This is a genomic window from Paenibacillus sp. FSL R7-277, from assembly GCF_000517965.1.
Classification (GTDB): domain Bacteria; phylum Bacillota; class Bacilli; order Paenibacillales; family Paenibacillaceae; genus Paenibacillus_AQ; species Paenibacillus_AQ silagei.
The window spans coordinates 74,789-86,758 of sequence record NZ_ASPX01000001.1 but is presented as its reverse complement, the minus strand read 5'-3'; the positions used below and the strand labels follow the sequence as shown (position 1 = coordinate 86,758).

At 49.8% G+C, this 11,970-nt stretch carries 11 protein-coding genes; 10 read left to right on the top strand and 1 reads right to left on the bottom strand.

All coding sequences use genetic code 11. The features are described 5' to 3' along the window. Nucleotides 1-248 precede the first annotated feature (248 nt). From C173_RS00360 to C173_RS32580, 8 genes are all read left to right on the top strand, one after another. Entirely contained in the window at nt 249-1,913 is a 1,665-nt protein-coding gene (locus tag C173_RS00360; RefSeq protein ID WP_036721199.1) for a GspE/PulE family protein, read from the top strand. Between the two features lie 15 nt (nt 1,914-1,928). Continuing rightward, nucleotides 1,929-2,978 carry a type IV pilus twitching motility protein PilT gene (locus tag C173_RS00355; protein WP_036721197.1) on the top strand — a complete coding sequence of 350 codons (1,050 nt, stop codon included), beginning with the start codon at nt 1,929-1,931 and terminating at the stop codon, nt 2,976-2,978. Continuing rightward, on the top strand, nt 2,978-4,183 hold the full coding sequence (locus C173_RS00350) for a type II secretion system F family protein (protein WP_036721194.1): 1,206 nt from the start codon (nt 2,978-2,980) through the stop codon (nt 4,181-4,183). Before C173_RS00355 ends, C173_RS00350 begins: the two co-directional genes overlap by 1 nt. Before the next feature lie 99 nt (nt 4,184-4,282). Continuing rightward, nucleotides 4,283-4,777, top strand: a complete 495-nt coding sequence (locus C173_RS00345; protein WP_051477716.1) for a type II secretion system protein — start codon at nt 4,283-4,285, stop codon at nt 4,775-4,777. A gap of 73 nt (nt 4,778-4,850) precedes the next feature. Further along, nucleotides 4,851-5,600, top strand: coding sequence for a prepilin peptidase (locus C173_RS00340; protein ID WP_036721191.1), 750 nt, complete (start codon nt 4,851-4,853; stop codon nt 5,598-5,600). 15 nt (nt 5,601-5,615) lie between these two features. Beyond that, a complete protein-coding gene (pilM, locus tag C173_RS00335; protein WP_036721189.1) occupies nt 5,616-7,214 on the top strand; it encodes a pilus assembly protein PilM in 1,599 nt (532 codons plus the stop codon). After that, the gene (locus tag C173_RS00330) at nt 7,201-7,809 is read left to right on the top strand and encodes a hypothetical protein (protein ID WP_036721186.1); all 609 of its coding nucleotides are present in this window, start codon (nt 7,201-7,203) and stop codon (nt 7,807-7,809) included. Before pilM ends, C173_RS00330 begins: the two co-directional genes overlap by 14 nt. A gap of 220 nt (nt 7,810-8,029) precedes the next feature. After that, nucleotides 8,030-8,635: a DL-endopeptidase inhibitor IseA family protein gene (locus tag C173_RS32580; protein WP_051477715.1), complete on the top strand. Its 606-nt coding sequence runs from the start codon at nt 8,030-8,032 to the stop codon at nt 8,633-8,635. Nucleotides 8,636-8,749: 114 nt separating this feature from the next. On the opposite strand, the gene C173_RS00320 is transcribed toward C173_RS32580, so the two are convergent. Next, nucleotides 8,750-10,177 carry a VanW family protein gene (locus tag C173_RS00320; protein ID WP_036721185.1) on the bottom strand — a complete coding sequence of 476 codons (1,428 nt, stop codon included), beginning with the start codon at nt 10,175-10,177 and terminating at the stop codon, nt 8,750-8,752. Between the two features lie 190 nt (nt 10,178-10,367). Between C173_RS00320 and ftsE the strand changes: the two genes are divergently transcribed. Both ftsE and ftsX read left to right on the top strand, forming a co-directional pair. Then, the gene (gene ftsE / locus C173_RS00315) at nt 10,368-11,054 is read left to right on the top strand and encodes a cell division ATP-binding protein FtsE (protein WP_036721184.1); all 687 of its coding nucleotides are present in this window, start codon (nt 10,368-10,370) and stop codon (nt 11,052-11,054) included. Beyond that, entirely contained in the window at nt 11,044-11,958 is a 915-nt protein-coding gene (gene ftsX / locus C173_RS00310) for a permease-like cell division protein FtsX (protein WP_036721183.1), read from the top strand. The genes ftsE and ftsX overlap by 11 nt, the downstream gene beginning before the upstream one ends. Nucleotides 11,959-11,970 lie beyond the last annotated feature (12 nt).

Genomic DNA, 11,970 nt, shown 5'->3' with positions numbered 1-11,970 from the left:
TTGCCTAATAAAGATTGTTGTTTAAGTGGCTTTCCATTGTAAAATTATCCATTCTATGCTATATACATTCTAGGACATATTTAGTAGATAGGCAATTAAAAGATATGCATAAAAACCTATAAAATTGAGTCTAAATAACTATAAAATTTAAAATATTTTATGAAAACTATGATTTCAATGTACTGCTCATTTCCAAATGATTAGCGTATAACTGCTTGGAAAATATAGTGCTCTGGAGTGAAACAGATATGGCTATCATGAAGAAGAGACTGGGAGATTTACTCGTAGAAAACGGGATTATCTCTCAAGCACAGCTTGAAGAAGCGCTGGTAGAGCAACGCAAAACCAAACGAAAGCTGGGGGATCTGCTAATAACCCAAGGCTATATTACAGAGCAACAGCTCATAGAGGTACTTGAGTTCCAGTTAGGTATCCCCCACGTAAGCCTGTTCAAATATCAGATTGATCCGGCAATCACGCAGATCATCCCCGAGAGTATGGCCAAACGCTACCAAGTGCTCCCATTCATGAAGGAAGGCAGCAAGCTGATGGTGGCAATGGCAGATCCCTTGGACTACTTCGCTATTGAAGATTTGCGCATGAGTACAGGATTCAGGATTGAGCCGGCAATCTCCAGCCGTGATGAGCTGACAAGAGCGATTGCCCGTCATTACGGAATGCGGGACTCTATGAGTCAGATGATGGTCGAGCTTCCAACCCAGGAAGAGATAGAAGAAACAGAGATTACGGATGAGGATTCACCGATTGTGCGGCTGGTCAACCAGATGATTCAGCAGGCAGTGTCATTGCGGGCTTCAGATATTCATGTGGATCCCGGTGAGAATAATCTCTCCATCCGTTACCGGATTGACGGGACTTTACGGACAGAGCGGATCATTCCCAAGCAAATGCAAGGCTTCATCACCGCCAGACTGAAGATCATGGCCCGATTGAATATAGCAGAACGGCGCTTGCCCCAGGATGGCCGGATTAAAATGCAATTTGACTACAAGATGGTAGATATACGTGTATCTTCACTGCCCACCATGCATGGTGAGAAGATCGTACTGCGTCTCTTGGACCTAAGTACTGGAGTTAAGTCTGTAGATACACTGGGCTTCAGTGACCTTAACGCAGATGCCTTCAGAGATATGATCAGCAAGCCTTACGGTATTCTCCTGATTACCGGTCCAACCGGCAGCGGGAAATCTACCACCTTATATTCCGCCCTGAGCCAATTGAATACCGAGAATGCGAATATTATTACGATTGAAGATCCGGTGGAATATCAGCTGGAAGGTGTGAATCAGGTGCATGTGAATCCGGCGATTGGCTTAACCTTTGCCGCAGGCTTACGCTCGATTCTTCGTCAGGACCCGAATATTGTAATGGTAGGAGAGATTCGGGACACTGAAACTGCTGAGATTGCTGTACGTGCTTCACTTACAGGACATCTTGTGTTGTCTACATTACATACCAATGATGCCATTAGCACCATTTCTAGATTGCGTGACATGGGTGTTGAGCCTTACTTGATTGCATCCTCGCTGCTAGGGGTAGTCGCTCAGCGGCTGGTACGCAAAATCTGCCCGGATTGCAAAGAGGAGCATAAACCGACAGAGCAGGAGTCGATAATGCTTAGGCGCTATGGCCTGCCTGCTGAGGTCATCTATCGTGGGAGAGGCTGCGGTAACTGCAACAATACAGGATACCGTGGACGGATTGCCATTCATGAGGTGCTGACCATTAATGATCATCTGCGGCAGCTTATCACAGATTCTGCATCCATAGAGGAGCTGCGGGCAGCCGGTAGAGAGCAGGGCATGGTCCAGTTAGTAGAGGACGGATTCGTCAAAGTATCTAAAGGAATTACAACCTTACAAGAAGTCATGCGTGAGACCGTATCGCATTAGATAGGGGGAGTATGAATGCCATTATTCAAACATGATATTGTTCAACTTCTGCATATGGCCTATACCTCCAAAGCCTCAGATTTGCATATATCCGTAGGTTCTCCGCCAGTAATCCGGATAGACGGAGCGCTGCATTCACTGGAGGGGGAGAATGTCGCGCCTGAAGAATCTGTAAGTATGGCGGAAACCTTGCTCGGAAGCGGCAAAAGTGAAATTTTCCATAGCGTTGGAGAAATGGATTTCTCGTACCCGTTGGACAATGGGGTTCGGTATCGGGTTAACGTGTATAAGCAAAGAGGAGAAGTCAGCATAGCTGCGCGTGTAATTCCAGTAGAGATCCCGACGCTTGAACAATTATCATTGCCGTCTGTACTTTCCAGTCTTGCTATGAAGCCTCAGGGGCTGATATTAGTAACGGGACCAACCGGCAGCGGGAAGTCCTCCACACTTGCCGCCATGCTGAATTACATCAATCGAACAGAGCGTAAGCATATCGTGACACTTGAGGACCCTATAGAATTTATACATTCTCATGGAACATGCCTAATAGATCAGCGTGAGGTGGGAAGTGATACCGGCAGCTTCGCCAGTGGATTACGGGCTGCGCTGCGGCAGGACCCGGATGTGATTCTGGTAGGCGAGATGCGTGATCTGGAGACGATGTCGGCAGCAGTTACGGCTGCGGAGACCGGCCATCTGGTGATGGCTACGCTGCATACTACGGATGCCCCGCAGACGGTTGACCGGATTATCGATACTTTTCCAGGACACCAGCAAGGTCAGATTCGTTCCCAATTAGCTTCAGTGCTGCTGGCGGTTCTCTCACAGCGCCTTTTCCCGAGGGCGGGTGGCCGGGGCAGGCTGAGCGCAACGGAGCTGTTGATTAATACGCCAGCTGTAGCGAACCTGATTCGTACTGACAAGACCCACCAGCTCAAAAATGTAATGCAAACTGGGCGGTCACTCGGGATGCATACGCTTGAGATGAATATTCGTGAACAATTGCAGTATGGACTTATTCATCCAGAAGCTGCTAAAGCCTATCTAACGGAGGTGGGCAACTGATGCCGCAGTTTGAATATCAGGTGAAAACGCATGCGGGCAAGCAGCTGAAGGGGAAGCTCACCGCAACGGACAAGTCCATAGCGATGGAGGAGCTTCGAAAGCGCGGTCTGACTGTATTCTCGCTCGTAGAATGCAAAACCACTATTCTGTCTATGGAAATATACATAGGAAATCCGGTCAAGACCATTCATTTCATTATCTATTGCCGCCAGTTCGCGACACTAATGCGTGCAGGTGTTTCTATTGTGGATGCTACACGAATATTGGCTGAACAGACAGAGAGTAAGCCTCTGCGTAAAGCTTTGACAGATGTGAATTCCGGTCTGTTGAGAGGAACTGCATTCTCACAGGCGATTCAGGACCACAAGAAGATCTTTCCGCCGCTCTTTGTCAGCATGATTCGTGCAGGTGAGGAGACCGGTGATCTGGAAGGGACGCTTGAACGGTTGGCGGTCTATTTCGAGAAACAGCACACAACCACCGAGAAGATCAAATCAGCACTTACTTATCCCATTACCGTTGGAATTATGGCTATTGCGGCAGTGGTGTACCTCCTCTGGGCGATCGTACCTCAATTCGTCAGCATGTTTGAATCAATGAATGCCGAGCTGCCTGCGATTACCAAGATGGTATTGGCACTTAGTACAAGTATTCAAGGCCAGTGGTATATTTGGCTGCTGGCAATAGTGCTGCTCATTACCGTCTATCAGGTAGTCAAACAGACGGAACGCGGAGCCTATGCGCTTGATTATGCCAAGCTTAAGATTCCGGTATTCGGCAAGCTGAATCAAAAAGGCTCCATTGCGCAATTCACACGCACCTTCTCATCCCTATATGCCAGTTCGGTGCCTATTCTTCAATCCTTGTCGATTGTTGAAGAAGTTGCTGGGAATAAAGTAATTGGCGGATACATCCGCAAGGCCAGTGATTCTCTTCGTCAAGGGAAGCCGTTATCGGACCCGCTGAAGAAGGCTTGGGTTTTTCCACCGCTCGTTACACAGATGATTGCGATTGGTGAAGAGACGGGGGCACTGGATCAGATGCTAGCTAAGGTAGCTGACTTCTACGAGATGGATGTAGAGAATACAGTGGACCGGCTGAAATCGCTGCTGGAGCCGCTGCTTATTGCCTTTTTGGCAGGTGTGGTAGGAATTATAGTAGCTTCTATTATGCTGCCTATGTTCAGTATCTATAGCAACATTTAATTAAAATGTCTTGAATGATTTGAGAGGGGTGACGCCGGTCAAATAGCAGAGGATCGGGTCTGTTCAAGGGATTACACCACTATCTGAGGAGGAATTATAATGTTCGCACAGGCATTGAGAAAGACGTTAGGTAAGGCGGTAAAAGAGGAAAAAGGGTTTACACTGATAGAGTTGCTGGCTGTTATTGTAATTATGGGGATCATAGCAGTTATAGCTATTCCAATGATTAGCGGACTAATCAAGAATACAGGAGATAAGGCAGATCTGGCCACGGCTCGACAAATCTATGAAGCTTCGCGTATGTATATCACTACTGAGTTGGATGGAAAAATAGATAATCAAGTCATTAATGTTATTGGGACTGCTCCAACCGGCTCTACCGCAGGTACAGGGCTTCAGGGATTGAAATATTTGGAGACTCCACTGGTATTACCTAGTACTAAGGTTAATGTCGCATCTGGCTCAGTAAATTATTCTGGTGGGAAATTAGCTAATGCTACTAATGGATTCGCAATTATCATAACAGCTGGTACAGGTGATGATGCAGTAGAGAGAAAATATACTGCTCAACAAATCTTAGAATCAAAATTATAATAACCCAACTTGGATCAAGGAATCGGAATTCCCGATTCCTTTTTTAAAATTTACCAGACAGGACCGTTAAACCATGACGATTATTGTAGCCAGTTACATCACGCTGATCGGCCTGATTCTGGGCTCTTTTTATAATGTAGTAGCCTTGCGTATACCTGCAGGTGAATCGCTTCTGCGGCCGCCATCACACTGTCCAAGCTGCAATACGCGGCTAAGATCATGGGATCTGATACCTGTACTAAGTTATTCGTTGAACAGAGGAAGATGCCGTTACTGCGGGAGTAGAATCTCACCGTTATATATGCTTGGTGAGGCAACCACAGGCTTGCTGTTTCTATGGATTTACCTCCAATTCGGTCTGACGGGCAAGGGGATCATTGGATACTTATTGGTCAGTCTGGCTGTTATTGTAACGGTGTCTGATCTTAAGTTTATGTTAATTCCTGACAAGGTGTTACTGTCTTTTCTCCCGATACTCGCTACCGCAGTGCTGTTCTTTCCCGAGGGTCCGCTAGTCTCTCATCTGCTGGGAGCAGCCGCAGGCGGAGGTATTCTGCTGCTGTTAGTCTTGTTCGGCGGCATGGGGATGGGGGATGCGAAGCTGATGGCATTACTCGGTCTGGTGCTGGGGTTCCCTAATACGATTCTGGCCTTTCTGCTTGCCTGTGTGTTAGGAACTGTGGTTGGAGGCACTTTGCTATTTACAGGAAAAATTCAGCGTAAACAGCATATTCCCTTTGGCCCGTGGCTGGCAGCAGGGGCGCTGCTTGCCTTCGCATACGGCTCACATCTTATCAGCGGGTATCTTGCGCTCATTCGTTAGGAGGAACTATATAGCATGATTGGATTAAGGCACAGAGCAGCGGGGATCTCTATTGAGCAGACAGGAATCCGTTATATAAGTTTCAAAGCCAACAAGCAGATTCATAAAAAGCGGTTCATTCCCCTGCTTCCAGGAATGATTGTAGAGAACCAGATAGCGGATAGGGAGGCTCTGCTCGACCGGTTGAAGCAATGGGTCAAACAAAAGGGGATGCGTGGCAGCGCTGTTGATGTTTCGATCCCTCCATCGCAAATGATTGTACGCAAGATGATGATTCCGAGTACGGGCGAGAAGCAGATCGAACAGCTTGTGAAGCTGGAGGTTGAAACTGGACTACATCTTCCGTTCGAGAATCCGGTGTATGATTATGTAATTACCGAACAGGATGAGAACCAAAGCCAGTTAATCCTTTTTGCCGCACCGCGTAAGGTAGTTCAGGATTATGTGGATGTTCTGGAGGATGCCGGATTGCGGGTGAGGACGGTAGAAGTAACGGCCACTGCGCTTGCCCGAAGTATTGTAGCGGGGTATGGACATGAATTCAGTGAAACGATGCTGATTCACCTGGAGCAATCTTTACTGGATATTTATATGTTCCGTAGTGGTCATCCTGTATTCATGAGAACTATAGATCTGATCGATCTGTCGCAAGAGAAGCATGTAAATCTACAAGAGAACATACCATTTCTTGCTGAAGCGGAGATTGCAGTAGCGGCACAAGAACACCTCACTACGGAGCAAGTCGTTGAAATTACAGCGGAAATCTCCCGAATGCTCAGCTTCTATCAATACAGTCTGCATGACGGCTCGACGCGAATCTCAGAGATCTTAATTACTGGATCTCCAGAGATGCGTGTACAGTTACAGGAGGAACTTCAAGCTGCGCTTCCAGAGATGGCTATTGCTCCTATTGCCGTTGACCAATTCTCACAAGGCACGAAGCTGGACAGCACTCTTAATGATTACAGAGCCGCTGCCGGAGCAGCTCTGCGTGACAGTAAGATACGGAGCATTAACCTGTTACCCCGCGAAGACCGTGAGACGATTATATTTCCTTATATCGCTATCTCTTTAGCCGCAATATGGATTCTGGGTGTAGTCGGTTCGGGCGTATTGTATGCCTCTGTTCAAGGACAATATGCAGAGCGGGGAGAAAAGATATTAGCTTATCAGGATCAGAATGCCATGCTCCAGACGGAGTTAGCCGGACTTAACGGCCGTAACTCATCAGGCGGTGGGCTTGACCGTGCGGTTATCATTGAAGCCATGTCTGCCAGCCGTGCAGATGCTGCTGCTGTTCTGGATGAATTAGAGGCAAGTCTTCCTTATGGCGGAGTCATCAGAGATATTAAATATTCGTACCATAGCGAGATTATCCTGTCAGTGAATTTCACGGCAATGGAGCATAGTACAGTATACTTAACTGCATTACGTCAGATGTCTTTCTCCAAGGGGGCTTCCATTCAGAAGCTGACAGAAGGCACTGAGAATTCCGGTAACTCTGTTGCTAAATATACCGCAGTCTTCAGGGTGAACATGGCACCTGTAGTGGAGCAAAGTGCTCAGGCCCAGAGTCCGTCAGAAGGAGGGGAGGACAGCAGTGGAACAAATTAATAAATACCGTTCAGCCATTGTGCTGGCATTGCTAGTCCTGTTCCTGATTCTGTTTGGCTTCTATATGTTCGCCATACGCCCGGTGAATAACGATATAGCTATGCAAGATAATGAGTTCTCATTGCTGGAGCAGGAGAAGGGAATTCTTACAAATAAGATTAACGAGCTTAAGAGTGACGAGCAGGGAACAGATTCAAGTGAGGATACTCTACTGGCAGGAATTCCTCAAGGAGATGACAGCGAAGCGCTAATCCTGGCCTTACAACGGATTGGCACCAGCTCACATGCCAGACTGAAGGATATCGGATTCTCGCTGGCAGAATCTAATGAAATTAGCCCCTGGACCGGGATCAGCCCCGAGGAAGCGGGCAGCTTGAGAGAGATCAAAATGGCTGCTATTGTACAAGGGAGTTATGCAGAGATTAAGGATTGGTTGAAGCAGCTTCATGACCTGCCGCGAATCCTTGCAGTAGATTCTTTCTCCTTCCAGAAGCCTTATGAATTCCCGGTCCCGGGTAAACCGGGCAGTATCCTGACGGCAAATGTGTCTTTTACCGCGTACTTCGAAGCTACAGCACCTAAGTCTGGTAATTAAGCTGTACCCTATGCCCATCCCGCTCCCCCAACTCTGCCCCCCCCCGTTTACACGGAGGGCAGAGTTTTTTTACGCTTTTCCCCCATTACCCGTTTATACCCCCGGGTGGTTTGGGTATTACAGCTTACGGGCTATTGTAATGTTATACAGTACTTATCGCAGCAGCTTAGTCTGAAGTACGCTTCAGGCTACCACACAGGAATACGAGGAGGCGTTCAAGATGAAGAACAAAAAATGGATGATCGGGTCACTGGCATTATCACTGGGTCTTGTCTCTGCAGGGGGCGGAGCGCTTGCAGCTTCACCGGTGGCAAGCATTGAGGGCGTAAGAACGGTTGCGGCGTCTGCACCGGGCAAGGAAGGGCCGGCGACCATTAACAATCTCACTGAACGGAGTGTTGTTCCGCTGGTGGTTCATGCCAAAAAGCTATATACGTATGCCAGCCGGGGAGGCAATGTATTCAGCCCGGAGCTGTTCACTTATAAAGCACAGGAGTACCGCTATCTGTCCAGTGATCTGGGCTCGAAGCAGCAGCTGATGAGCTATATCAAGAAGGGGTTCACGCATAATGCGGCCGCCTTCTACGCACAGACACAGTTCCTGGAGCAAGAGGGCCGAATGGCGCAGGTCAATTCCGATCTGGGTAACTCGCTGGACTTTACCAGAGCCACTGCCCGGATGGTCTCCAAGACTGCACAGGCGGCAGTGTTCGAGCTGACTGTACCTGCTGAAGGAGCGAACGGGTCTTCCGAGGTAGTAACAGTGAAGCTGAAGAAGGTTAACGGTTACTGGAGAATTGATATGTCACCGGATACCCTTTTCTAAGCAGCAGAGGCTTCAGGCTCCATCCAGAGCTTCATAAAATAACGGCTGTGCCGACCTTGTCACAAGGAGGGCACAGCCGTTTCTGCTTGCTATACATTTTGAGGAAAGTGGAAGTTACCGCACCTTCACGCCGTCCTCGACGAGCTGTCTGCGCGGGGATTCGGGCTGATCGGATTTGCTCATCCCGCCGCGGTTGATGGCAATGACACGTTTCTGGGCGTAATAGGTATCGCGGGAGAGCAGATTTCTTTCTACGGCTTTACCATCTACGTGGCGGGTAATGTAAGTTTCAACTACATAGCCGGTTTTGCCGGCAAGCAGTACCCGGGTTCCGCCCTTGGGGAGCGAGGCATCGCTCACATATTTATCCGTGGGGGGCAGCACCTCGACGGTTCTGGATTCAACGGAATAGGTGACGTTCTTCGGGAACGTGCCGAACAGCTTGATGGTCAACGTGCGCCCCTGGACTTCGGATTTGATGATCAAGTATTTGCCGGTGTTGTTGCGGAAGCGGAAATTAATATACCCCTCGGCAAAAGTGGCGTCCTGCCCCTTGGGCAGATAGCTGACCGGAAGCGAGTGGTTGCGCCGTTCTACGATCTCCAGCCCGGAGCGGAGCGCGGCATTATACAGGGTGCTGGAGACCTGGCAGATCCCCCCGCCCGTGCCGGGCTGGAGCTTGCCGTTCACGATGACCGGGGCTTCGCGGAAGCCGTATTCGGTCTGGGCCTTCTGGATTGCTTTTCCGTAATCAAAAACCGCATTCGGCGGCAGCACCGTGCCGTTTACAGCTTTGGCGGCCGCCTCCACATTGAAGCTGCGCCCGGGGCCGCTGGCCCCGAGGGAGGTGCTGAACTGGACGATTTTGCGATCGATGCCCTGATCCTTGAGCGCCTGTAGCGTGATCTTCGGCTGCTTGACGGCAAGGGGAACCTCCAGCTGAATCTGCTGATCCTGAAGTGTGCCGTCAGCGGCCAACCGGGTGGGCACCGCCGCCTGCATCGCAAGCTCCAGCGCCTGCCAGTCCACCTCGTAGGAGGAGGTGCCCGGCGTATATACGACCCGGTCATCTCCGGTGATCCGCCGGACCGCATTGACCGGAACGCCGAAGGAGGCTTGTTCCCATTCGGGATTCAAAAGACTTCTGAGCTGCGCAGTCTGCAGCTGAATCTCCATATTCCAGCTGCCGGACCAGCTGCGCCGGGCTTGTACCCGCTCCATCAGCGTGCCGTCCGACAGCGTCTTCAGCGCATGGAGGAAGTCCCCGGCTTCATAGGTCACACCTGCCTGCTTAAGGGTAACCTTGAGTCCGGCATTATTTTTTGCCTTCAGCATGAGTGGAGTGGCTTCCAGCGCCTGAAGTCTTGCATCCATTCCGGCCGCTACGTCAGCGATGTTCATTCCGCCAACCTCCCAGCCAGCGATAACGGTGTTTGCAGGTAGGGTAGGTTGGGTCCCGTATAGATGAAGTCCTCCGGCAGCCAGTGAACCGGCCAGCATCAGACCGAAACCCGCGATGAGAGCGGCGTGTATTTTTTTCATAAATAATCTCTCCTTCTATGGGGGCGAAACCTGATGTTTTTATGTATATGTAAGGATTCGGTAAAACTTTCGGGTACTCAAGGGGTTATGGATTTGTTACAATAGATACGCCTGCGATAATCATGCAGTTTATGGAAGCTCCCCCGGCCCGGTGGCCCGGCGGAAGATGTCAGAATCGGGAAGTGAGAAAATGATTGAGATGCAGGATGTATGGAAGACCTATGCTAACGGGACCCATGCATTGCAGGGAATATCGGTCAAAATCGACCGCAATGAGTTCGTCTACATTGTCGGACCGTCCGGCGCAGGGAAATCAACGTTCATGAAATTAATTTATAGAGAAGAAACGCCGACCAAAGGACAGATCTCTGTAGGCGGGTTCAATATCGGCAAGCTGAAGCCCCGTAAGATCCCTTATGTGCGCCGCAATATCGGTGTGGTCTTTCAGGATTTCCGGCTGCTGCCGAAGATGACGGCTTATGAGAATGTGGCTTTTGCGATGGATGTTATTGAGGCGCCGAAGAAGATTATCAAGAAGCGTGTGAATGAAGTGCTCGATCTGGTGGGACTACGCAGCAAGGCGGGGCGTGAGCCCTCACAGCTCTCAGGGGGGGAGCAGCAGCGTATCGCGATTGCCAGAGCCATCGTCAACAATCCTTCCGTTATTATTGCGGACGAGCCTACCGGCAATTTGGACCCGGAGACCTCGTGGGGCATTATGCAGCTGCTGGATGAGATTAATTTTCGCGGTACCACGATCGTTATGGCGACCCACAACCGGGATATTGTGAACAAAATGCGCAAACGGGTGCTAGCGATTGAGAATGGAACGATCGTCAGAGACCAATTGAGAGGGGAATACGGTTATGAGTTTTAAAACCTTCTTGCGGCATTTGCGGGAAGGCTTCAAAAACGTATTCCGCAACGGCTGGATGTCGGTGGCGTCCATCACTTCCATCGTTGTCTCTCTCTTCGTACTCGGAGTGTTCATCCTGCTGGTGCTCAACGTCAATCAAATTGCGGACAAAGCAGACAGCCAGGTGCAGATCAATGTGCATCTGACGCTGAATACGGACCAGAAGATGCGGGAGAAGCTGGAAAACGAAATCGGCAACATGCCGGAAGTCAGCAAGGTGGAGTTCGTCTCCAAAGAACAGGGCTTGAAGGAATTCCGTGAAGATATGGGGCCGGATGCCGCCGAGCTCCTGGAAGGCTTCGATGAAGACAATAATCCGCTGCCGGACAAGCTGCTCGTTGAAGTGATTGAGCCGACCACGGTTCCGTTTGTAGCGGAGAAGATAGAAGCATTGAACAAGACGCATGAAGAGCAGCCGATCTATAAGGTGAACTACGGTAAAGGCTCTGTGGAGACTTTATTCAAGGTGACCAAGGCGGTGCGGAATATCGGATTTATTTTTGTAGCGGGACTGGCGCTGATGTCGATGTTCCTGATCTCGAATACTATCCGGGTAACGATCCTCGCCCGCCGCAAGGAAATCGGCATTATGAAGCTCGTGGGAGCAACGAATTATTTCATCCGCTGGCCCTTCTTCATCGAAGGCGCTCTGATCGGATTGATCGGTTCAGTGGTAACCTCGGGTGCGCTCTACGCCGGTTACAGCAGTCTGGTGGCTTCAGTGAAGGGAGATCCGATGCTGGGGCTGCAGCTGATTCCATTCGAGGATATCTGGTTGCTGCTATGCGGGCTGCTGGTGGGCCTCGGGGTGCTGATTGGCGTATGGGGCAGCACGGTGTCGATCCGCAAGTTCTTGAAGGTATAGCCTGTATTATTC

Coding starts and splice junctions, on each gene's coding strand:
- C173_RS00360 (WP_036721199.1), top strand. CDS start 249: ATGGCTATCATGAAGAAGAGACTGGGAGATTTACTCGTAGAAAACGGG.
- ftsE (WP_036721184.1), top strand. CDS start 10,368: ATGATTGAGATGCAGGATGTATGGAAGACCTATGCTAACGGGACCCAT.
- C173_RS00345 (WP_051477716.1), top strand. CDS start 4,283: ATGTTCGCACAGGCATTGAGAAAGACGTTAGGTAAGGCGGTAAAAGAG.
- C173_RS00355 (WP_036721197.1), top strand. CDS start 1,929: ATGCCATTATTCAAACATGATATTGTTCAACTTCTGCATATGGCCTAT.
- pilM (WP_036721189.1), top strand. CDS start 5,616: ATGATTGGATTAAGGCACAGAGCAGCGGGGATCTCTATTGAGCAGACA.
- ftsX (WP_036721183.1), top strand. CDS start 11,044: ATGAGTTTTAAAACCTTCTTGCGGCATTTGCGGGAAGGCTTCAAAAAC.
- C173_RS00340 (WP_036721191.1), top strand. CDS start 4,851: ATGACGATTATTGTAGCCAGTTACATCACGCTGATCGGCCTGATTCTG.
- C173_RS32580 (WP_051477715.1), top strand. CDS start 8,030: ATGAAGAACAAAAAATGGATGATCGGGTCACTGGCATTATCACTGGGT.
- C173_RS00320 (WP_036721185.1), bottom strand. CDS start 10,177: ATGAAAAAAATACACGCCGCTCTCATCGCGGGTTTCGGTCTGATGCTG.
- C173_RS00350 (WP_036721194.1), top strand. CDS start 2,978: ATGCCGCAGTTTGAATATCAGGTGAAAACGCATGCGGGCAAGCAGCTG.